Below are 20,544 nucleotides of genomic sequence, written 5' to 3'. Positions count from 1 at the left end.
GGCTCGATGTCACCCGTGTTACGTCACACCTCGGCGTAGCTGAGCTGCGGCTTCTCCTCGGTGGCCGGGCTCGTGGTGATCGTCCGGGCCGGCCGGCGGCGAAGGTATACGGACCAGGTGACCACGAAGCAGACCGCGTAACACGCGAGGAAGGCGACGAAGGCACCGGTGCCGGAGCCGTAGGAGAGGAAGGACTGGCGGAAGGCCAGGTTGATGCCGACCCCGCCGAGCGCGCCCACCGCTCCGATCAGCCCCATGGACGCCCCCGACAGCCGCCGCCCGTAGGCCGCGGCCTCCTCATCGCGCAGCCCCTTGGCCAGTGCCTTGGCCTGGAAGATGCCGGGGATCATCTTGTACGTCGAGCCGTTGCCGAGGCCGGTCAGCACGAACAGCACCACGAAGGCCACGGTGAACAGCGCCAGCGACTTCTGCATGGACGCCGCGATCAGCACCGCGGTGGCCGCGCCCATGGCGACGAAGGTGTAGAGAGTGATCCGGGCGCCGCCGTACCGGTCGGCGAGCCGCCCGCCGACCGGGCGGATCAGCGAGCCGAGGAGCGGGCCGATGAAGGTGACGTACGCGGCCTGCAGCGGGGTGCGGCCGAACTGGGTGGTCAGCACCTGCCCGAAGGCGAAGCTGTAGCCGATGAACGAGCCGAAGGTGCCGATGTAGAGGAAGGACATGATCCAGGTGTGCGCGTCCTTCGAGGCCTCCTTGGCGGCCCCGGTGTCGTTCCTCACCGAGGCGATGTTGTCCATGTGGCGCGCGGCGAGCACGGCGGCGACGACGATCAGCGGGATGTAGAGGCCGAGCAGCACCCGCGGCCCGCCGCTCGCGCCGATGATGGCCAGCGCGGCGATCTGGATGACCGGGACGCCGATGTTTCCGCCGCCCGCGTTCAGACCCAGCGCCCAGCCCTTCTTCCGCAGCGGGAAGAAGGCGTTGATGTTGGTCATGGAGGAGGCGAAGTTGCCGCCGCCGATGCCGGCCAGCAGGCCGACCAGCATGAAGGTGGAGAAGGAGGTGCCCGGCTCCATCACGGCGAACGCGGCGGCGGTGGGCACCAGCAGCGCGGCGGCGGAGACGACGGTCCAGTTCCGGCCGCCGAAGATCGCCACGGCGAAGGTGTAGGGGATGCGGACCACCGCGCCGACCAGCGTCACCATCGACGTCAGCAGGAACTTGTCGGCGGGGCTCAGCCCGTACTCGGGGCCCATGAAGAGCACCAGCACGGACCACATGGTCCACACCGAGAAGCCGATGTGCTCGGACAGCACGGAGAAGCAGAGGTTGCGGCGGGCCATCTTCTCGCCGGTGGTCCTCCAGAAGGTCTCGTCCTCCGGATCCCAGTGCTGGATCCAGCGGCCTGGTGCTGTCATGACGCCTCCACGTTCTCCGGGGTGCGGACGGTGCCGCTCGGGGCTGGTCCCGCGTCCCGAAGGTAGGGAGGTGGCGTTTCCGGTCTGTGGCACCCGGTGACCGGGAGGGAACTTTGCTCTCACCCTGGTAAGGGGCGGGATGAGAGGTTTCCGCCACCGGGCGCCGGCACCCGGTGAGGCCCGGCCGGTGCGTCAGCCCTGCGGGGGCTGCCAGTGGGGGTTCTGCTGGGGCGGCTGGGGCTGCGGCTGCCCGCCGTACTGGGGCTGGGGGTACGGCTGCGGCGGCGGAGCCTGCTGCGGGTACTGGGGGTAGGGGGCGGCGGCCGGCGCGGGCGTCTGCGGCTGCTGGGGCTGGGGCTGGGGGTACGGAGGCTGCCGGCCGTACGGGGTCTGCTGCCCGTACGAGGGCTGCGGCGCCTGGCCGTACTCCGGCTGCTGCTGGGGGAACTGGGGCTGCTGCCCGCCGTACTGGGGCTGCTGCCCGCCGTACTGCTGCTGCGGGTACAGCTGCTGCTGGGCGAACGGGTTGCCGTGACCGGGGAGTTGTCCGCCCGGCGGCAGATGGCGCAGGCGCCCGGTCTCGTCGGTGACCTGGACGAACCCGGCGGCCTGGAGCCGGGCCGCGAACTTGGCGTTGCGGCGCCGGGTGACGACGAATCCGACGGCGAGGATGCTCATCAGGAAGGCCCAGAACAGAGCGCCCCAGAGCAGCCCGTCACCCCCGCTCTTGAGAGCCACGGCCACCGCACCGACGGTGGTGCCGATCGCCCCGTAGAGCATCCGCTTCTCTGCGCTCTTGCCGGTGAGGTCGAAGTTGATGCGGGCCTTGAGCAGCTCCAGCGCGTCCGGCACGACGGGCGGCAGCGACACCCCGTCGCCGGCGTTCGGGTACTGCGCCCAGTTCTGCGCGGCCCGTGCCCGCGCCTGGGGCGAGGGGTCCGGCACGAGCAGCATCACCAGCGAGGAGTTGTTGTACCCGCCCGTGCGCACATCGGCGTACTCGTACCCGAACTGCTGGGCGATGAAGGCGAGCCTGGCGAGCGTCTTCACGGAGGCCATGGGGCTGGTGACCTCCACCGGCTCCCCGCTCGCCATCGCGCGCAGCATGTTCTGTATCCGCCGTTTGCTCATCCCCGCCCGCCCCCGTTTCGCCTTGAGCCACTCAGGCCGCGTGCTTCCGCAGCGCGGTGCAGTGTTCCACACGCCCTGCGCCGGAGACACCTCGGCCCTACGGGGTGTCCGGGTTGCCGTAGTCGGGCAGCGGCTGCGCAAGGTGGCCGGCCACCCGGGCCAGCCAGGCGGCGGGGGTGTACGGCTCCGGCGGGTCGACCTCCATGCCCAGTTCGGCGACGGCCAGGGCGTAGTCGGCCTCGTCGAGATCGAGGGCGAGCAGTTCGTGCAGCTCGCCGACGAGCCGGGCGACGAGCCGCGGGTCGGTGGTGGCGCGGTAGTCGGCGACGGCCGCCTCGTGGTCCGCGAACTCGTCCGGCATGTCCTGCGAGAACCAGCCGCCGAGGAACTGGCCCAGCTCAGGGAAGCGGGCGTGCCACTCCCAGTGGGTGGCCGGTGTGGCTGGCGGCGGCACCTCGCCGTTGTCGATGCTGCGCCTGATGTGATCGGCCAGATGGAACAGCCACTGCTGAACCTGCCCCTCGGGCAGGCCCACGTCGGGGATGGCGTAGAACTCCCCCAGCCGCAGCCGGAGCCGTCCCGGCGGGTTCTCGGCATACTCCCGCAGCTGCCGTTCCGCGACGGCCAGCGCCCAGGGCCGGGTGTGCCAGGTGTGCCTGAGGTACGCCGTGAGGGCCTGGCCGGGTGCGTCCGCGGTGTCGTCCGCGGTCTGCCCGGTGTAGGCACGCATCACATGGTCCAGTTCGCCGTAGCGGCGGTCGTGTTCGAGGGGGCTCAGGGGCACTGCGATCGGCCTTACAGGTAGACGGGGAAGGTGGCGTGGACGACGAAGCCGTGCGGGGCGGAGGGCTCCCGCCGGAGCACGACCCGCGCGGCACGCACGTCGACCGGGTCCCGGCCCGCCAGCATCATCCCCTTCAGCAGCACCCGGCCCACCGGTTCGGTCCGTGACGGCCAGGACGCCTCGATGGTCAGGCGCGGCCGGGTGCCCTGAGCGAGCCAGCGGTGGATGAGCTGCTCGTTGGCGGTGACGACCTGCTGCGTGGCCCACTGGGCGGTCTCACGGTCGGGGTAGGTGGCGGACCGGTTCACGGATGGCATGACGGAAGGACCTCGGGGGCTGGCGGGTCAGGGCTGGGGGACGTGCTCTCGCCGCATGTGCTCGTTCACGGCGTCGAGGAATTCACGAAGGGTTTCCGGGGTCGCCCAGAAAACGACGGAGGAAAGATTCTCCTTCATTTCCTGCTCCCCCGGGAAGAGCACGAGTGCGGTCTGCGCCTCGGCGGCCATGGGGGACAGGAATTCGGCACAGTAGGGGTGCTCGCTGGCGATGCAGGCCTCGACGGCGTCCCGGATGTTTTCGTACTCCCCCTCATAGAGGGGTCTCGACCCACCCTTCGTCGTCCGCGGTTCCGTAGCCGCCGGCGTCCGGGTACATCCTGAGATCCTCGAGGAGGCTCTTGGCGCCCTTGTCCATGGGGTCTGCTGGGCGGCGACCCCGGACGAGACCCGGTGCAGATCGGACGGCTTGACGTCGATCGTCCCGCTCTGCCCGCCCGGCCCGGCCGCCGGAGCTCCCGGTCCGGCCATCAGCGCGCTCCCCAGCCCCGCAGCACGGCCTGGTGCACGGCCGTGTAGTTGACGTGGCTGTTGGTGGCGCATTCGTGCAGCCACTTCTGCGCAGCCTGCAGGTCCTGCGCCGAACGGTCCCACTCGTCCAGCTTGTCGACGAAGACCTCCCGGGCCTCGCCCTCCCAGAGGTTCTCTCCCGTATGCCCACGCCGTCGTCGCCTCCGCCCCCGTCGCTTCGGCATCGCCATCAGTGAAGTGATCATAGGACGTTCGGCGGGGCGCCGCCGGGCCGGGGCCCGCTCAGCGGGAGGCGGACGGCCACAGCCGCGGCCTTCGCCGGGCCGCCAGGTCCTCCACCCAGCCGAAGGCCACTACGCAGCCGGCCAGCAGGATCCAGACCAGGAGCAGGACGGGCCAGGAGCTCTCCAGGAGCCAGGGGACGTTCTGCTCCAGCGCGGGGAAGCCCCAGAGGCGGTCGTAGAGGGTGGCGGCGACCAGGATGCAGATGTTGTGCCACAAGTAGACCGTGACCGCGCGGGAGTTGAGCAGAGTGATCAGCCAGTCCCAGCGGCGCAGGCGGTGCGGCCACTCGGACCAGGCCGGGCTGAGGTGCAGCAGCAGCAGGACGGTGCCGAAGGACCACAGGGCCTGGGCGAACGGGATGGAGTCCAGGTCGTGGCCGGTGCGGAAGTCCTGGTGGAAGGCGTACCAGAGGCCGGCGCAGGCGATGATCGGCGCGATCGACGGCGCCACGTACTGCGGGATGCGCTTGAGGACGCCCTGCTGGTGAGCCATGCCGAGGATCCAGCAGGCGCCGAAGGTGCTGAAGTCGGTGACCGCCGAGTCGATCCGCTCGAAGGGGATGGTGAGCCACCCGAACTGCAGGACGGCGGAGAGGACCAGCGGCGCGGCGATGGCGGCCAGAGGCTGGATGCGCAGGGCCCGCAGCAGCAGCGGGGAGAGCAGGACGAACCAGAGGTAGGCGCGGATGTACCAGAGGGGGCCGGCGAGTTCGGCGGCCCAGTCCTCGCCGACCCAGCCCTGGATCCCGGCGACGCCCTCGGCGTAGGGCGGGTCGCTCAGCGGCAGGATCCAGTAGGTGAGGTGGAGCCACCACCAGGCGGGGTGCTCCTCGTCCGGGCTCCAGCCCTGGGCGAGCATGCCGGTGACGCCGATCGCACCGAGCAGCCACAGCGGCGGCAGCAGGCGGCGCATCCGGCCGCGTACCACCTGGACGGCGGGCCGCTTCAGGGAGCGGGCCATGAGGTTGCCGGCCAGGGCGAACATCACGCCCATGGACGGGAAGACGACGGGCAGCCAGGCCCAGCCCATCAGGTGGTAGAGCACCACCCGGAACAGGGCGACGGCGCGGAGCAGGTCGAAGTAGCGGTCCCGGGCGGGCGGCCGGGTGGCCGCCTCGGCCGTGGCCGGACCGGCGGGTGCTGCGCCGGCGGTGTCCTGGGGGCCTGCCGGGCGGGCGGGTGCGTTCACGTGCGGGTCTTTCTGGTGGTGCGGGGGCGGGGTGGCCGGCCCCCGCGGACAGTGGGGTGCTCAGGCCACCGGGCGGCCGTCCACGAGGGGCGGCTGGGCGGCGGCGCCGGGCGGGGCCTGGACGCCGCCCTTGCGGCGCAGCTTCTGCCAGCGCAGCCGGCCACCGGTGAGCGCGGTGATCCAGGACTGCAGCAGCACCACGTACATCAGCTGCCGGTAGAGGATCTGCTGCAGCGGCAGCGACAGCAGCGGGGTGAGCTTCTCGCGGTCGAGGACGAACGCGTAGGCCGCGCAGGCCGCCTGGATGGCGAGGACGCCGAACCAGGCGAGGATCGTCTTGCCGGTCGGGCCGAAGACCAGGCCGTAGATGAGGAAGACGTCGATCAGCGGGGCCAGCAGCGGGGCGACGACCATGAACAGGGACACGAACGGCAGGCCGACGCGGCCGAAGCGGCCGGAGGGTCCCCTGTCGACCAGGGCGCGGCGGTGCTTCCAGATGGCCTGCATGGTGCCGTAGGACCAGCGGTAGCGCTGGGACCACAGCTGCTGCACCGTCTCGGGGGCCTCGGTCCAGGCGCGGGCGTTCTCGGCGTAGACCACCTTCCAGCCGTCGCGGTGGATGGCCATGGTGATGTCGGTGTCCTCGGCGAGCGTGTCGTCGCTCATGCCGCCGACCCGCTCCAGCGCCGAGCGGCGGAAGGCGCCCACGGCGCCGGGGATGGTCGGCATGCACTGCAGCACGTCGTACATCCGCCGGTCGAGGTTGAAGCCCATCACGTACTCGATGTGCTGCCAGGCGCCGATCAGCTTGTCCTTGTTGCCGACCTTGGCGTTGCCCGCGACCGCGCCGACGCGCGGGTCGGCGAAGGGCTGCACGAGCTCCCGGACGGTGGTGGGCTCGAAGACGGTGTCGCCGTCCATCATCACGATGATGTCGTAGCGGGCGTTGGCGACACCGCGGTTGAGGGCGGCGGGCTTGCCGGCGTTGAGCTGGCGCACCACGCGCACGTTGGGCAGGCCGAGGGACTCCACGATGCGGGCGGTGCCGTCGGTGGAGCCGTCGTCGATGACGATGATCTCGATGGGGTGGTCGCTCGCCACCAGGGAACGGACCGTGTTCTCGATGCACTTGGCCTCGTTGTACGCCGGGACCAGCACCGACACCGGCTCGGTGACCGGCGGGCCCCAGGCGAAGCCGCGGCGGCGCACCTTGCGGGCGTGGACGGCGGACAGCACCAGCATCATCACGAACCGCGCGATGACCAGGAAGCCGACGATCGCGAGGCCGACCACCAGCACGCCGGTGATCTTGTCGGAGGCCTGCACCAGGAAGACCCAGGCCTTGCCCTTCCACAGCTCGACGCCGGTGACCGGGCTGTGCGCGCTGGGCGCGTCGAGGGCCTCGGTGAGGTTGTCGAACTCGTAGCCCTTTTCCTTCAGATCGGGCAGCATCCGGTCCAGGGCCTGGACGGTCTGGTGGCGGTCGCCGCCGGAGTCGTGCATCAGCACCACGGCGCCCTTGCCGTCCTTGGGCGTGGAGCGCCGGATGATCTCCAAGACGCCGGGCTTGCGCCAGTCCTCGCTGTCGGCGGTGTTGACGACGGTGATGTAGCCGCGGTCGCCGATGTACTCGGTGACCGGCCAGGACTTGTTGTCCATGGCGGCGGCCTGCGAGGAGTACGGCGGCCGGAACAGCGAGGTGCGCACGCCCGCGGCGCCGGTGAGGGCGAGCTGCGTCTGGGACAGCTCCCAGTCGATGCGGTCCTTGGACTGCAGCGACAGGTCGGGGTGGTTGAAGGTGTGCAGGCCGACCTCGTGGCCCTCCTCGACCATCCGCTCGACCAGGTCGGGGTAGCGGGAGGCCATGGTCCCGGTGACGAAGAAGACGGCGTGCGCGTCGTGCTTCTTCAGCACGTCCAGGACCTTGGGCGTCCACTCCGGGTCGGGGCCGTCGTCGAAGGTGAGCACCATGCGCCCGTCGGGGATGGTGAGGGACTGCGGCTTGTCACCGCGGGTGTCGATGACCGGGCCGCCGTCCTTTATCTCGTCCGGCACCTTGTCGGCGGCCGCCTCGGGGCTGATGCGGTGGTCGGCGAGGATCTCGCTGTGCACATAGCCCCGCAGCAGCAGCATCGCCATCAGGGCGATCAGGAACAGCAGCGGCACCAGCAGACGCAGGGGCACGCGGCGACGCCGGGAGCCGCCTCGGGCGGGGGCTTGGGGCCCGGGGCGGGAAGTGCGGATGGCCATCAGAGGATGTGCTCCGGGGACTGTGCGGCGGGGGTGGCGGGGGAGGCGGAGTCCGGCTCGTCGGCGGCGACGGGGTCGGCGGCGGGCGCCCCGACGACGTTGTCGGTGCCGGTGCCGTCGCCTCCGCCGGTGGCCGGCGGGGTGGCCTCGTCGGCCGGTTCGCCCGTCGGCGTGGGGTCGGCCGGCGGCTCCACCGGGGTCTCGGCGGGCGGCGTCGAGACGGCACCGCCCCCGGCCGGGGCCTTCTGGGTGGGCTTCTTGCTCGGCGTGGTGGCGGAGTCGCCGCCGGTCGCCGCGCCGGCCTGGCCCTCGCTGACGGTCGTACCGGGCGCGAGGACGCTGGTGCCGGGCGAGGGCAGGCCCGACGCGCCGGCGGAGGGGACCGAGCCGGGGTCGAGGCTGCTGCCGGATCCGGGCGAGGCGTCGGTCTCGCCGGGCTCGGGGGTGGTCTCCACCTCGTCGGCCGGCTGCTCCTTCTCCTGCCCCTCCACGGGGAGCCAGGGGGCGTCGGAGTTGCCGGACAGGAGGGTGGCGCCGATGACGACGGCGTACCCGGCGCAGGCCAGCCCGACGGCCAGGCCGATGCGCCGGAAGCGCCGGCTGCGGCGACCGGACTCGTCGACGAAGACGGGCCCGTCGGATCCTTCCTGCCCGGGCCCGGTGATCCGCCGCAGCTCGCCGTTGACGAACTGCACGGCGTCCAGCTGCACGGTCACTTCGTGCGGGTCGTGCTGCGCGCCCTCGGCGGCGCCGTCGTCGGCGTCCTCCTCCCAGGGGTCGCGCACGGGCAGGTCGAGGGGGGCGGTGGGGGCGGCGGGCGCACCGGGGGAACGCCTGGCGGCGGGCGCGCCGAGGGCACGCGTGGCCTCGCCGTCCTCCGGCGAGGTGCGCGGCTTGGTCAGCAGGGCCGTGGTCCGGTCCTGGTCGCCGGGGGCGGAGGTTGCGCGGGGCAGCATCGCGGTCGCGTCCTCGGCACCGGCCGGCTCGTCGTCGCGCCGCTCGCCCTTGGCGGGCTTCTCCGGCACGGCGTCCGCGGGGGCACCGGCGGTCAGGGGCGCCTTGCGGGACGCGGACGCCTGCATCGCCGCACGTTCCTTGAGCGCGCGTGCGGTCACGGCGTCCCAGGGGCTCTTGGGACCGGAGGAACGGTCCGCCGCGGCACCGGCAGCAGCACCGGCGCCCTGCACGGCCTTCGCCCCGGGCTCCTTGCGGGTCCCGGACTCCCTGAGAGTCCTGGGCTCCTTGACGGTGATGTCCCGGTCGCCGGGCCGCTTGCCGGTGAGGCCGGACGGGGTGCGCAGCACCTGCGTCGCGTCGGCCGGACGAGCCGTGCCGGGGCGGGCGTCCTCGGGCTCGGCGGCCCCGGTGTCCCGCTGCATGGTGGCCGGTTCCCGGTCCCGGTGTCTGCTGCTCTTCGGGAGTTCCCCGGTCGCTTCCGCGGCCTCAGGGCCTTCCGGTTGGGCGTCTTCTCGCCACTTCTCCACGCGTACGCACTTCCCCCCACGGGACATGTACGGGTGCGCATACGACTTGAGCACGCGTCGTCGGACCGGCCCCCACCAGGTCCGAGCGCCCCGTTTATCACACTGTGCTCGGACGTCGAATGTAGCGCACGCGGAGGTTCTGTGTTTGCAGCGTGCCCTTTCGTATCAATCGTGAGACATCACGGGGACGCCATCACGACATGGTCCACGGCCGGAAGCCACCCCTCGCCGGGCGCCCCCAACCAGCCCTCCGCGCAGGCCAGCTCGGCCGCCGCCCGCCGAAGGTCCGCCAGAGCGGGGTGAATCAGCCCCTTTCTCCACACAAGCGACACAGGGGACAGCGGAACCGGGTCGACGAGCGGACGCAGCACGGTCCCGGGCAGCAGCGGGAAGTCCACCACCGCCAGGACCGGGCATCGCATTCCGGCCATGATCCGCTGAAACTCCTCGTCGCCCAGCGCCGGCGGCGCGGCCGGCGCCAGAGCGATGTCCCGCCCCTGGAACAGCAGCCGCGCCAGGTCGGTCCACTCCGCCGTGCGCGGATTGCCCGCCCCGGCGTAGACCGTCTCCCCGGCCAGCGCGGCGAGCGGCACCCGGTCCGCTGCTGTCCGGCATGGCGCTGTTCACCGCCCAGCGCTCCACCGAGCCGCCGGCCCGGCGGGCGGCGTCCGGGCGTGCGCCGCTGCGGGCGCGCGGGATGCCGCCGCTGCTCGCCGTGTGTCTGGCGACCGGCGCGGTGTTCGGGGCGACGGAGGTGGTCACCCTCGCCTTCGCCGACGCGCGGGGGCATGGTGCGGCGGGCGGTGCCGTGCTGGCGCTGCAGGCGGCCGGTTCCTGTGCGGCGGGGCTGGTCCTCGGGGCGCTGCGTCCGGCGGGGCCCGCCCGGTCCCGGCTGCCGTGGTGCCTGGCGTGGATGGCGGCGCTGATGACGCTGCCGCTGCTCGCCGCCGTGCTGTCCGGCTCGCTCCTGCTGGTGGCGGGCGCTCTGCTGCTCGCCGGGATGGCGACGGCCCCGACGATGGTCACCACCATGACCCTGGTGCAGCAGCACACCCCGGAGGGCCGGCTGAACGAGGGCATGACGCTGGCGGTGACCGGTCTGCTCGGCGGGATCGCCTGCGGCAGTGCGACCGGGGGGTGGGCGGTGGAGCGCGCCTCGGCCGCGGCCGGGTACGGCGTCCCGGTGACCGCGGCCGTGGCGGCGCTGCTCGTCTCCGCCGGGGGCTTCGTCAGGGGAGGTGCCAGGTGACCGCGAGGTGGTGGGCGGCGCACAGGTTCACGTCGAGGAAGTACGGGCCGGTGGTGCCGCACTGGCCGCTCGCGGTGCCCGGGTCGACGGGCTGGCCGTGGCCCATGCCGGTGAGGGTGACGGTCTCCACGACGGTGCGGCCGGAGGCGTCCCGGTACTGGTGACGGGGGTATCCGGCGACGGTGTCGGTGGCATCCGCACTCTGGTCGGTGCCGTGCACATCGGTCCACTGCTCGACCAGGTCGGTCATGTTGACCGGCCGCACGGTGTAGTCGGCGGTGCCGTGCAGGACGGAGAGCACCGGCCAGGGTCCGGTGTGCCCGGGGCGGGCGGCGCGCACCCGGTCGCCCCATTGCTTCGGGGTCTGGGTGGCGCCGACGTACATGCACACATACGCCGTTCCGGCGGCCTGGGCGCAGCCGTAGGGCAGCCCGGCGACGATGCCGCCGGCGGCGAATCTGTCGGGGTAGGCGGCCATCATCACGGCGGTCATGCCACCGCCGGCGGACAGCCCGGTGACGTAGACGCGGGCGGGGTCACCGGAGACGTCGGCGAGCTGGCGGTCCACCATCTGGGCGACGGAGGCCGCCTCGCCCTGGCCCCGGGCGATGTCGCCGGGCTGGAACCAGTTGAAGCAGTTCGAGGCGTTGTTGGCGGACCGCTGCTGCGGCAGGACCACGGAGAAGCCCCAGCGGTCGGCGAGCCGGGTCCAGCCGGAGCCGGCGGCGTAGCCGGAGGCGTTCTGGGTGCAGCCGTGCAGGGCGACGACGACGGGGCGGCCGGCGGGCAGGCCGTCGGGGACGTGGCGGTACATGGTCAGGGCTCCGGGGTTGGAGCCGAAGCCGGTGACCTCCTCCAGGGAGGCCGCGGCGGCACGGGTGGGGGTGAGCAGCACGGACAGCAGCGCCACCACAGCGGTGAGCACGGCGGCCGCTCGGCCCCGGGCCGGTGTGATCTGCGTCATGGTGAGTGTGGGGAGTGTCATGCGCAGGGAAGGTAGGAGCGCGCGGCGCTCCCGGACATGGGGCGGGGCACCACAAACACGACGAGGCCCCGGTGGTGTGACACCACCGGGGCCTCGTCACATGGAGATTGTGGAGATGGCGGGAATCGAACCCGCGTCCAACGGTGCAGAAACAGGGCTTCTCCGTGTGCAGTCGGCTGTGCTTTTCTCGGCCCCGGAGATCACGCCGACAAGTCTCCGACGGGCCCAGTCACTGTTTGGTTTCCCTCTTCGCCCCGTGACCGGGCTGGAGGTTTAGTTCCCTAGCTGATGCCAGACACCGGGTCGGGAACATCCCCGGGCTGACACTCCCTTTGAGTAGGGGAGCCGCAGCTCGCTACCTGAAGATCAGGCAGCGAGGGCGAGCTCGCCCTGGGAGATGGATCGCTTGGAATTGGCGATTATTTTTCTCGGCCTGTGGTTTACGAGATCATGGCCGCTTCCTCGACACGCTTCCCCTGTTTCGACAGCCGCTGTCGAAACCGATCATCCCCATGTTCACTTCTCAAACCCTCCGCAGAGGGGTCGCACGCACCCGCTGTCAGGTGCAGAGCCATCGTACGTGACCAACGGCCGACGATGCCAGCCTATTCCCGGCGGCCGCCCGGCCGTGGTACCCGGTGCGACGCACCGCCGTGGCGGTGTGTTCCCGCCAGGGCCCGTTCGCCGGCCTCAGGCCCGCTGCCTGCGGCGCACGGCCGCCATGGCCCGCTCGGCCTCGCGCCGGTCCTGCTTCTCGCGCAGTGTCTGCCGCTTGTCGTACTCCTTCTTGCCCTTCGCCAGCGCGATCTCGATCTTGGCGCGGCCGTCCTTGAAGTACAGCGAGAGCGGCACGATGGTGTGGCCCGTCTCCTGGGCCTTGGCCTCCAGCTTGTCGATCTCCTCGCGGTGCAGCAGCAGCTTGCGCTTGCGGCGGGCGCTGTGATTCGTCCAGGTGCCCTGGCTGTACTCGGGCACGTGCACATTGTGCAGCCAGGCCTCGTGGTCGGTGAACTGGACGAAGCCGTCCACCAGCGACGCCCGGCCCTGGCGCAGCGACTTCACCTCGGTGCCGGTCAGCACCAGGCCGGCCTCGTAGGTGTCGATGATGTGGTAGTCGTGCCGCGCCTTCTTGTTCTGCGCGATCAGCTTGCGCCCTTTTTCCTTAGCCATAGTGTGGCCATTTTCGCACTACACGGGGGGCCGGCGGGAAGCCGTTTATCGCGGGGGCGGCCGCCGTGCCGGGAGCCCTGCGCGCCGGGTCCGGGGCGGGGTGCTCTACCTGCCGAGTCCGGTGAGGATCGTCTCGGCCCGCTCCAGGGCCCGCTCACCGGCCTCCAGGTCGGGGGTGATGCCGTGGCCGTCGACGCCACGGCCGGAGGGGGTGCGGTAGTGGCCGACGGTCAGCTCGGCGACCGATCCGTCGGGCAGCCGGGTCGGCATCTGCACCGAGCCCTTGCCGAAGGTGCGGGAGCCGACGACCACTGCCCGGGAGCGGTCCTGCAGGGCGCCGGTGAGCAGCTCGGCCGCGCTCATCGTCCCGCCGTCGACGAGCGCGACCAGGGGTCTGGTGGTGTCGCCGCCGGCGCGGGCGTGCAGGGCACGCTGCTCGCCCTCGACGTCGTAGGTGGCGACCAGGCCGCCGTCGAGGAAGGCGGAGGCGGCGGTGACGGCCTCGGCGACCAGCCCGCCGGAGTTGCCGCGCAGGTCGAGGACGATCCCGGTGCCGGCCGGGCTGCGGCGCACGGCCCGGCGGACTGCCGAGCCGGAGCCCTTGGTGAAGGCGGCCACCTTGATCAGGGTGACCGGTCCGGGCAGCTCGCGGACGGTGACGGAGTCCCGCGACAGCCGGACCCGGCGCAGGGTCTCGGTCCACACCCGGGAGCCGCGCTGCAGGCCGACGCGTACGGAGCTGCCCGCGGGCTCCTCGGTGGTGTCGCCGCGCAGTATGGCGACGACCTCGGTGACCGGGCGTCCGTCGACCTTCCGGCCGTCGACGCTGCGCAGCCGGTCGCCGGGGCGGATGCCGGCCTCCTCGGCGGGGGTGCCGCTGCCCACCCGGGTCACCTCGATGCGGCCGTCGCGCTCGCGGGCCCACAGGCCGACGCCGGTGTACTCGCCGTCGAGGGTCTCCTCGAACTCCTCGTACTCGCCCGGCGAGTAGACGGCGCCCCAGCGGTCCCCGCTGCGGCTGACGGCGCGCTGCGCGGCCTCCATGGGGGAGGTGCCGTCGGCCATCGCCTCCTCGGCCGCGCGTGCGACGTCCGCCCGGTGCGGGGCGCGGGCGGCCGAACGGCCCGCCTCCGCCGCGGTCCTGCGGTTCGCCTCAGGCAGCGAGCCGGTGGCGGCGCCTGCGACCAGCACGCTGGCGAACACCAATGTCAGGGCGGCCCCGCGGCGGATACGGCGGGGCTGACAGAACAGGTCACGGCCTGACATGCCGGTGAGTCTAGGACAACGCGAAGGGGCGCACGGCCGGTTGGCCGCACGCCCCTTCTTGGCACATGTCACACCTTCAGGTACTTGCGCAGCGCGAAGAACGCGGCCAACGCGGGCATCAGGAAGCTCGTGGCGAGGATCAGCGGCAGCTTCGCCAACACCACGTCCCAGCCGATGAAGTTGATCAGCTCCAGCTGGTCGGCCAGCGCGAGTCCGTGGTCGATGAGGAAGTACCGGCCGATCAGCAGGAAGGCACAGGCGAGGGTGCCGCCGATGAGCCCGGCGACCGCGGCCTCCATGATGAACGGCGCCTGGATGTAGAAGCCCGAGGCACCGACCAGGCGCATGATGCCGGTCTCCCGCCTGCGGCTGAACGCGGAGACGCGCACCGTGTTGACGATCAGCATCAGGGCGACGACCAGCATCAGCGCCATCACCGCGCGCGCCGCCCAGTTCATGCCGTTGAGCAGCTCGAAGAGGTTGTCCAGCAGGCCCTTCTGGTCCTGCACGGACTGCACCCCGTCACGCCCGTCGAAGGCGGTCGCGATGACCTGGTACTTCTCCGGGTCCTTGAGCTTGATGCGGTACGACTCCTGCATCTGGTCCGGGGTGAGGGAGCTGGCCAGCGGGGAGTCGCCGAACTGTTCCTTGTAGTGCTTGTACGCCTCGTCCTGCGACTCGTAGGTGACCGTGTCGACCACCGACATCTTCTCCAGATCGGCCTTGATCTGGCTCTTCTGGTCCTCGGTCACCGCGCCCTTGGCGCAGTTGGGGTCGGACTCGGCGTCGTTCTTGTTGCACAGGAAGATCGAGACGTTGACCTTGTCGTACCAGTAGCCCTTCATGGTGTTGACCTGGTCGCTCATCAGGAGCGACCCGCCGAACAGGGCGAGCGACAGGGCTACGGAGACGATGACGGCGAAGGTCATCGTCAGATTGCGGCGGAGACCCACACCGATCTCCGACAGAACGAACTGGGCGCGCATGGCGTCTGGTCAAGCCTTTCCGTGGAGCCGGTCGGTCAGTGCTGGTAGCCGTAGACGCCGCGTGCCTGGTCGCGCACGAGGCGGCCCTTCTCCAGCTCGATGACGCGTTTGCGCATCTGGTCCACGATGTTCTGGTCGTGCGTCGCCATCACCACGGTGGTGCCCGTCCGGTTGATGCGGTCGAGCAGCTTCATGATGCCGACGGACGTCTGCGGGTCGAGGTTGCCGGTGGGTTCGTCACAGATGAGCAGTTTGGGCCGGTTGACGAAGGCTCGTGCGATCGCCACGCGCTGCTGCTCACCGCCGGAGAGCTCACCGGGCATGCGGTCCTCCTTGCCGCCGAGCCCGACCAGGTCGAGCACCTGCGGCACGGACTTGCGGATCTCGCCCCGGGACTTGCCGATGACCTCCTGCGCGAAGGCGACGTTCTCGGCGACCGTCTTGTTCGGCAGCAGGCGGAAGTCCTGGAAGACCGTCCCCAGCTGGCGCCTGATCTGCGGCACCTTCCAGTTGGAGACGCGGCCGAGATCCTTGCCCAGGACGTGCACCTGTCCGTGGCTGGCCCGCTCCTCGCGGAGGATCAGCCGCAGGAAGGTGGACTTTCCGGAGCCGGAGGATCCCACGAGAAACACGAACTCGCCCTTCTCCACTTCCAGGGACACATCCCTGAGTGCGGGGCGGGTCTGCTTTGGGTAGACCTTGGAGACATTGTCGAATCGGATCACGGATGCACCACGGGTCGCCGGGGGTAGATGAGCGTGACCATACGCGAAGCGGAACCCGGACCGCAGTCACCGACGAGGGTTGCGCGAGGCTTGCGTGTTTTGTGAGGACTGTCCGGTGCCTGAGGCCACTTCCGGCCCCCTGTCAAGCCCCCCTTTGGTGGGCGTCCGGCGCACGCTCCGCGGGAACCTGGCACAGTGGAAGGGGAACGTTCGCACCATCGCGGGCGTTGACTGCAGGGAACCGGTCTGAGGAGGGCGAGCGCATGACGTACGACCGGCTGGTGTGCGCGAACTGCGCAGCGCCCGTGAACGAGGGCCGGTGCCCGGTGTGCCGCGCCAACCGCGAGCGGCTGCAGCAGGAGAACTTCTTCGCGGGTCTGAACCCGATGACGCTGATCGCGCTCCTCGCGGTCCTGGTGGCGGCGCTGGCGCTGCTCGCCCACCAGACCGTGTGACGCAGCCGACAGCCGCCGCACCGACTCGACACAAGCACCCGAACGCCCGAGGGGCTCGGAGCGCCGTCTGCGCTCCGAGCCCCTCTGTGCCGCCTGTGCGTACGGTCCGTACGCGGGCCGTCACCGTCAGGCGGCGGCACCGCCGCGGCCGGCCATCACGCGCGGCAGCACACGGAAGCCGATGCCACCGGCGATCATCGTGGCGGCGCCGATGACCAGGAAGGTCGTCTCGGCGGCACCGGTCTCGGCGAGCTCCTTGCCGTTGCCCTGCGCCGAGGCGGCGGGCGCCTCCTCGCCGGTGTCGGTGAGGGAGGACGAGCCCTCCTCCTGGGCGGACGCGCCGCCGTCGGGGTCGACGCCGTTGCCGCCGCCGGTGCCGTTGCCGTCATCCGGGGTGCCGGGGTCCTCGGTGGGCTCCTGCGGCTCGGTCGGGTCCTCCGTGGGCTCCTGCGGCTCGGTGGGCTCCTCGGTGGGCTGCTCCGGGTCCGTCGGCTCCCCGCTGGGGTCCTCGGGAATGGTGGTGGGCTCCTCCGGCTCGGTGGGCTCCTCGGTGGGCTCCTCCTCCTCGCCGAGGCCCACGCCGACGCCGACGCCGACACCCTCCTCGCTGACACCGGCGCTCACGCCGATGTCGAGGGCGGAGGCCGCACCGGCGGCGGTCAGCGAGGCGCCGGCCGCGATCACGGCGCCGGCCGCGATCCGTGCGACACGGATCCGCGTCTTCTTGGTCATGTGGTTGCTACCCCCAGTAGCTCATCGTCAGTGAGGCGGCGCTCGGGGGCCGTGATCGACGGAGGTGACAGTGCAGAAACTCCCCCCGGTTCACATGCGCCCCAGAGATACGCATGCCGCGTTTCACCCTTCCCAGTTTTCAAAAGGACGTCAAGGGCGTTGCGTGCGCGATGTCCTGGAACGGGCGCTTTGCCGAACGACGAAGCTGTGAGTGTGATGTAAAACCCAGACATCCGGGGTGCGGGGGCGGCAACGAGAAAGGCAACTGCCGCCCGTCAGGCGGCAGTTGCCTTGTCGACAAAGCGGCGTGCGCGGTGGTCCGCCCGCCGCGGGAGCCTACTTGTTCTGCTGCTTGCGCCAGCGAATTCCGGCCTCGAGGAAGCCGTCGATCTCGCCGTTGAACACGGCCTCCGGGTTGCCGACTTCGTACTCCGTGCGCAGGTCCTTGACCATCTGGTACGGGTGCAGGACGTACGAACGCATCTGGTTGCCCCAGGAGTTGCCGCCGTCGCCCTTGAGCGCGTCCATCTTGGCCTGCTCCTCCTGGCGGCGCCGCTCGAGCAGCTTGGCCTGGAGGACGTTCATCGCGGTGGCGCGATTCTGGATCTGTGAGCGTTCGTTCTGGCAGGAGACCACGATGCCGGTGGGGATGTGCGTGATGCGCACCGCCGAGTCGGTGGTGTTCACGCCCTGGCCGCCGGGGCCGGAGGAGCGGTAGACGTCGATGCGCAGGTCGGACTCGTCGATGTCGACGTGGTCGGACTGCTCGACGACGGGGAGCACCTCGACGCCGGCGAAGGACGTCTGGCGGCGGCCCTGGTTGTCGAAGGGCGAGATGCGCACCAGGCGGTGGGTGCCCTGCTCGACGGAGAGGGTGCCGTAGGCGTAGGGGGCGCGCACGGCGAAGGTGGTCGACTTGATGCCGGCCTCCTCCGCGTACGAGGTCTCGATGAGCTCCGTCTTGTAGCCGTGCTGCTCGGCCCAGCGCAGGTACATGCGCTGGAGCTTCTCGGCGAAGTCGGCGGCGTCGACGCCGCCGGCCTCGGCGCGGATGTTGACCAGCGCCTCGCGGGCGTCGTACTCGCCGCTGAGGAGGGTGCGGACCTCCATCTCGTCGAGGGCCTTCTTCACCTCGGCGAGCTCGGCCTCGGCCTCGGCGCGGGTGTCCGGGTCGTCCTCCTCCTCGGCCATCTCGAACAGCACGGCGAGGTCGTCGATCCGGCCTCGCAGTGCCTCCGCCTTCCTGACCTCGGACTGGAGGTGGGAGAGCTTGCTGGTGATCTTCTGCGCCTCTTCCGGGTTGTCCCAGAGGGACGGCGCGGCCGCCTGCTCCTCGAGCACGGCGATTTCTGCCCTCATCTTGTCGAGGTCCAGGACGGCCTCGATCGACTCCATGGTCGAGGAGAGGGACTTGAGCTCTTCGGATACGTCGACGACTGCCACACCTCCAGCGTAACGGCTCCCCGAACCCTGCCTTCGCCCACTGTGCACCCGCCCCCTCCCAGTCACCTACTGGTCCCGCCCTTTTTCCCACCCACCCGACTCGGCCGGCTGGAACCCCGCCCGGCGCCCGGCTGGGGCTCCGCCCCAGACACCGCCACCTTCGCCCACCCCGCCACCCGACTCGGCCCGCTGCACAGCGCACCCCTGGGGCTCCGCCCCAGACCCCGACCTCGCCCGCCCGCCACCCGACGAGGCGCCGCTGGAAGGCACCCGCCTGGGGCTCCGCCCCAGACACCCCGACCTCGCCCGCCCACCGCCCGCATCGGTCGGCTGGAAGGTGGACGGGTGCCTCGGGGCGCGGGGAAGCCCGTGGAGATGCCGAGTCGGGCGGTGCGGGTGGGCAAAGGCGGTGGGAGGGCAGGAGGCGCGCCCACCCGCGGCGGCTCACCACGTACCTCGGTTCGCGAGGGAAGCTTCGAGATACCGAGTCGGGCGGTGCGGGCGGGCACAGGTGGCGGAAGGGCAGGGGGCGGTGCCCGGGCAGGTTACGGGGAGGGTGGGGCGGAGTTCTTGGTGTCCTGTGGGGGCGGGGCGTCCTCGTCGCCGGACGTGGCCAGCCAGGTGCCTACGCCCACCGCGGTGACGAGGGCCACGGTGCAGGCCGCGAGGGTGAGGCGTCGGCGGCGGGTGGCGGTGCGGTTGCGGGCGGAGCCGGGGCGGGGCGCGCCGGCCGCGCGGGGTGCGCGGGCCGTGCCGTGGGCGCCGCCGGCGAGTTCGTCGGGGGCCGGGACCCGCATGGAGGTGTGGGTGTCCCGGTTGGAGTCGGAGGGGCGGGCGCCCGGCACCAGCGGGACGGCTCCCCTGCGCACGGGCCCGGCCGACGGCACCGGCTCCTCCGGCTCGCCGTCCTCCTCCCGCACCGGCTCCACGTCCGGCTCGTCCACGTCCAGCGGCGGCATCCCCGCCAGCAGCGGCAGCAGCTCCCGCAACCGCGCCGCCAGCTCCGAGGCCCGCAGCCGCGAGGCCGGCGCCTTCGCCAGGCACTGCACCAGCAGCTGCCACAGCTCGTCGGGGATCCCGGGCAGCGGCACCACCGTCTCCGTGACGTGCCGGCGCAGCACCGCCCCCGGGTGCCCGCCGCCGAACGGCGTGAAGCCCGCCAGCAGCTCGTACAGGACCGTGGCCAGGGCATAGATGTCCACGGAGGCGCGCGGCGGCAGGCCCTCCACGATCTCCGGCGCCAGGTAGTCGGGCGTGCCGATGATCTTCGTCGCGCGGGTCCGGCGCGGGGTGTCGATGAGCTTCGCCACCCCGAAGTCGGTCAGCAGCGCCCGGTGCGAGCCGCCGGGTCCGAGCGGGCCCTGCATGTCCAGCAGGACGTTCTCCGGCTTGACGTCCCGGTGCACCACCCCGGCCGCGTGCGCCGCCGCCAGCCCGTCCGCGACGTCGGCCGCGATGGCCACCGCCGCCTCCGGGGCGAGCCTGCGCTCCCGGTCCAGGCGGGTGCGCAGGTCCGTGCCGCGGACCAGGTCCATCACCAGTGCGAGATCGTTGCCGTCGACCACCAGGTCGCGGACGGAGACGACGTTCGGATGCTCCAGACCGAGCAGCGCGGTGCGCTCCTGCACGAAGCGGCCGACCAGCTCCTGGTCGGAGGAGAGGTCCTCCCGCAGCAGCTTGATCGCGACGGGCCCCTCGGGGCCCTCGCCCAGCCACACCGTGCCGGCGCTGCCCCGCCCGAGGATCTGGTGGGCGGTGTACCGGCTGCCGATCTTCCGTGCCAAGACTGCTCCTACCGACGCGTGTTGTCGCTAAAACTACGCGTCCGGGAAGCCTGGCTTCACCGCAGAGACGGAAATCACCTGCTGGATGTCGACAAATCAGCAAACACGCCGTCGGCGCTCAGGCCGCCGGATCGTTCGTGCCGGAGCCGCCGAGGTCCTCGATCCAGTCGGTCACGGTGCCGACCCAGTCGGTGAGCTGGTCCCAGTAGCCCTTGGTGGTGCCGATCCACTCCTGCAGCGGGCTCAGCTCCCAGATCAGCCAGCCCGCGACGAACAGGATGACCAGCGTGAACAGGCAGCCCTTGAGGCAGCCCAGGCCGGGGATCCGCATCGGGTTGGCGCTGCCCTGCCGGGGCGGCCGGGGCTCGCGCCGGGGCCGCTGGGGCTCCGGCGCGGGCGGCGGCGCATACCGCTGCGGCTGCGGCTGCGGCGGCGCGGGCGG

Annotated in this window: 17 protein-coding genes, 1 other RNA gene and 4 pseudogenes; 2 read left to right on the top strand and 20 right to left on the bottom strand. The window is 71.6% G+C overall.

Annotated features, from left to right (window positions below; genetic code table 11):
- Positions 1 to 23 precede the first annotated feature (23 nt).
- The 10 genes and pseudogenes from ABD207_RS26990 to ABD207_RS26945 form a co-directional block, all read right to left on the bottom strand.
- Positions 24 to 1,379 carry a nitrate/nitrite transporter gene (locus tag ABD207_RS26990; RefSeq protein WP_344015784.1) on the bottom strand — a complete coding sequence of 452 codons (1,356 nt, stop codon included), beginning with the start codon at positions 1,377 to 1,379 and terminating at the stop codon, positions 24 to 26.
- A gap of 192 nt (positions 1,380 to 1,571) precedes the next feature.
- Positions 1,572 to 2,510 (bottom strand): hypothetical protein, encoded by a 939-nt coding sequence (locus tag ABD207_RS26985; RefSeq protein WP_344015783.1) that lies wholly within the window; start codon positions 2,508 to 2,510, stop codon positions 1,572 to 1,574.
- A 97-nt stretch (positions 2,511 to 2,607) separates the two neighbouring features.
- Positions 2,608 to 3,294, bottom strand: coding sequence for a contact-dependent growth inhibition system immunity protein (locus ABD207_RS26980; protein ID WP_344015782.1), 687 nt, complete (start codon positions 3,292 to 3,294; stop codon positions 2,608 to 2,610).
- An 11-nt stretch (positions 3,295 to 3,305) separates the two neighbouring features.
- The gene (locus ABD207_RS26975) at positions 3,306 to 3,611 is read right to left on the bottom strand and encodes an RNase A-like domain-containing protein (protein WP_344015781.1); all 306 of its coding nucleotides are present in this window, start codon (positions 3,609 to 3,611) and stop codon (positions 3,306 to 3,308) included.
- 27 nt (positions 3,612 to 3,638) lie between these two features.
- Positions 3,639 to 3,800, bottom strand: coding sequence for a hypothetical protein (locus ABD207_RS26970; protein ID WP_344015780.1), 162 nt, complete (start codon positions 3,798 to 3,800; stop codon positions 3,639 to 3,641).
- Between the two features lie 299 nt (positions 3,801 to 4,099).
- Positions 4,100 to 4,267 (bottom strand): annotated as a pseudogene (locus ABD207_RS26965) (WXG100 family type VII secretion target); the annotation flags it as partial.
- 115 nt (positions 4,268 to 4,382) lie between these two features.
- A complete protein-coding gene (locus ABD207_RS26960; RefSeq protein ID WP_344015779.1) occupies positions 4,383 to 5,573 on the bottom strand; it encodes an acyltransferase family protein in 1,191 nt (396 codons plus the stop codon).
- 60 nt (positions 5,574 to 5,633) lie between these two features.
- Entirely contained in the window at positions 5,634 to 7,823 is a 2,190-nt protein-coding gene (locus ABD207_RS26955) for a bifunctional polysaccharide deacetylase/glycosyltransferase family 2 protein (protein WP_344015778.1), read from the bottom strand.
- A complete protein-coding gene (locus tag ABD207_RS26950) occupies positions 7,823 to 9,202 on the bottom strand; it encodes a hypothetical protein (protein ID WP_344015777.1) in 1,380 nt (459 codons plus the stop codon). The genes ABD207_RS26955 and ABD207_RS26950 overlap by 1 nt, the downstream gene beginning before the upstream one ends.
- A gap of 284 nt (positions 9,203 to 9,486) precedes the next feature.
- Positions 9,487 to 9,912: pseudogene (locus tag ABD207_RS26945) on the bottom strand (LysR family transcriptional regulator); the annotation flags it as partial.
- Between ABD207_RS26945 and ABD207_RS26940 the strand changes: the two are divergent.
- Positions 9,909 to 10,556, top strand: a pseudogene (locus ABD207_RS26940) (MFS transporter); the annotation flags it as partial. The pseudogenes ABD207_RS26945 and ABD207_RS26940 sit on opposite strands and share 4 nt — an antisense overlap.
- Here the strand turns inward: ABD207_RS26940 and ABD207_RS26935 are convergent.
- The 6 genes from ABD207_RS26935 to ftsE all read right to left on the bottom strand — a co-directional run bounded on the left by ABD207_RS26935 (position 10,537) and on the right by ftsE (position 15,688).
- Entirely contained in the window at positions 10,537 to 11,520 is a 984-nt protein-coding gene (locus ABD207_RS26935; RefSeq protein ID WP_344015799.1) for an extracellular catalytic domain type 1 short-chain-length polyhydroxyalkanoate depolymerase, read from the bottom strand. The pseudogene ABD207_RS26940 and the gene ABD207_RS26935 sit on opposite strands and share 20 nt — an antisense overlap.
- A gap of 128 nt (positions 11,521 to 11,648) precedes the next feature.
- Positions 11,649 to 12,053, bottom strand: a transfer-messenger RNA (tmRNA) gene (ssrA, locus tag ABD207_RS26930).
- A gap of 178 nt (positions 12,054 to 12,231) precedes the next feature.
- Complete coding sequence (gene smpB / locus ABD207_RS26925; protein WP_344015776.1) at positions 12,232 to 12,711, bottom strand: SsrA-binding protein SmpB; 480 nt, start codon at positions 12,709 to 12,711, stop codon at positions 12,232 to 12,234.
- Between the two features lie 105 nt (positions 12,712 to 12,816).
- Positions 12,817 to 13,977: a S41 family peptidase gene (locus ABD207_RS26920; RefSeq protein WP_344015775.1), complete on the bottom strand. Its 1,161-nt coding sequence runs from the start codon at positions 13,975 to 13,977 to the stop codon at positions 12,817 to 12,819.
- A gap of 68 nt (positions 13,978 to 14,045) precedes the next feature.
- On the bottom strand, positions 14,046 to 14,963 hold the full coding sequence (gene ftsX, locus ABD207_RS26915) for a permease-like cell division protein FtsX (RefSeq protein ID WP_167998260.1): 918 nt from the start codon (positions 14,961 to 14,963) through the stop codon (positions 14,046 to 14,048).
- Between the two features lie 35 nt (positions 14,964 to 14,998).
- Positions 14,999 to 15,688: a cell division ATP-binding protein FtsE gene (gene ftsE / locus ABD207_RS26910; RefSeq protein WP_344015773.1), complete on the bottom strand. Its 690-nt coding sequence runs from the start codon at positions 15,686 to 15,688 to the stop codon at positions 14,999 to 15,001.
- A gap of 263 nt (positions 15,689 to 15,951) precedes the next feature.
- Between ftsE and ABD207_RS26905 the strand changes: the two genes are divergently transcribed.
- Entirely contained in the window at positions 15,952 to 16,143 is a 192-nt protein-coding gene (locus ABD207_RS26905; RefSeq protein WP_167998262.1) for a hypothetical protein, read from the top strand.
- A gap of 126 nt (positions 16,144 to 16,269) precedes the next feature.
- Here ABD207_RS26905 and ABD207_RS26900 read toward each other — a convergent pair whose 3' ends face one another.
- The 4 genes and pseudogenes from ABD207_RS26900 to ABD207_RS26885 all read right to left on the bottom strand — a co-directional run.
- Complete coding sequence (locus tag ABD207_RS26900) at positions 16,270 to 16,875, bottom strand: LPXTG cell wall anchor domain-containing protein (protein ID WP_344015771.1); 606 nt, start codon at positions 16,873 to 16,875, stop codon at positions 16,270 to 16,272.
- A 336-nt stretch (positions 16,876 to 17,211) separates the two neighbouring features.
- Positions 17,212 to 18,318: a peptide chain release factor 2 gene (prfB, locus tag ABD207_RS26895; RefSeq protein WP_344015770.1), complete on the bottom strand. Its 1,107-nt coding sequence runs from the start codon at positions 18,316 to 18,318 to the stop codon at positions 17,212 to 17,214.
- Positions 18,319 to 18,863: 545 nt separating this feature from the next.
- Positions 18,864 to 20,102, bottom strand: a complete 1,239-nt coding sequence (locus tag ABD207_RS26890; RefSeq protein WP_344015769.1) for a serine/threonine-protein kinase — start codon at positions 20,100 to 20,102, stop codon at positions 18,864 to 18,866.
- A gap of 118 nt (positions 20,103 to 20,220) precedes the next feature.
- A pseudogene (locus tag ABD207_RS26885) lies at positions 20,221 to 20,544 on the bottom strand (serine/threonine protein kinase); the annotation flags it as partial.

Origin of the sequence: Streptomyces thermospinosisporus, assembly GCF_039526425.1 — a bacterium.
GTDB classification, from domain to species: domain Bacteria; phylum Actinomycetota; class Actinomycetes; order Streptomycetales; family Streptomycetaceae; genus Streptomyces; species Streptomyces thermocarboxydovorans.
This window is presented reverse-complemented; position numbering and strand designations above follow the sequence as displayed.

Bases quoted from the DNA above. Each gene is read 5' to 3' on its own strand.
- ABD207_RS26990 (WP_344015784.1), bottom strand. From the start codon at position 1,379: ATGACAGCACCAGGCCGCTGGATCCAGCACTGGGATCCGGAGGACGAG.
- ABD207_RS26985 (WP_344015783.1), bottom strand. From the start codon at position 2,510: ATGAGCAAACGGCGGATACAGAACATGCTGCGCGCGATGGCGAGCGGG.
- ABD207_RS26975 (WP_344015781.1), bottom strand. From the start codon at position 3,611: ATGCCATCCGTGAACCGGTCCGCCACCTACCCCGACCGTGAGACCGCC.
- ABD207_RS26970 (WP_344015780.1), bottom strand. From the start codon at position 3,800: ATGGCCGCCGAGGCGCAGACCGCACTCGTGCTCTTCCCGGGGGAGCAG.
- ABD207_RS26955 (WP_344015778.1), bottom strand. From the start codon at position 7,823: ATGGCCATCCGCACTTCCCGCCCCGGGCCCCAAGCCCCCGCCCGAGGC.
- ABD207_RS26950 (WP_344015777.1), bottom strand. From the start codon at position 9,202: ATGCAGCGGGACACCGGGGCCGCCGAGCCCGAGGACGCCCGCCCCGGC.
- ABD207_RS26935 (WP_344015799.1), bottom strand. From the start codon at position 11,520: ATGACGCAGATCACACCGGCCCGGGGCCGAGCGGCCGCCGTGCTCACC.
- smpB (WP_344015776.1), bottom strand. From the start codon at position 12,711: ATGGCTAAGGAAAAAGGGCGCAAGCTGATCGCGCAGAACAAGAAGGCG.
- ABD207_RS26920 (WP_344015775.1), bottom strand. From the start codon at position 13,977: ATGTCAGGCCGTGACCTGTTCTGTCAGCCCCGCCGTATCCGCCGCGGG.
- ftsX (WP_167998260.1), bottom strand. From the start codon at position 14,963: ATGCGCGCCCAGTTCGTTCTGTCGGAGATCGGTGTGGGTCTCCGCCGC.
- ABD207_RS26905 (WP_167998262.1), top strand. From the start codon at position 15,952: ATGACGTACGACCGGCTGGTGTGCGCGAACTGCGCAGCGCCCGTGAAC.
- ABD207_RS26900 (WP_344015771.1), bottom strand. From the start codon at position 16,875: ATGACCAAGAAGACGCGGATCCGTGTCGCACGGATCGCGGCCGGCGCC.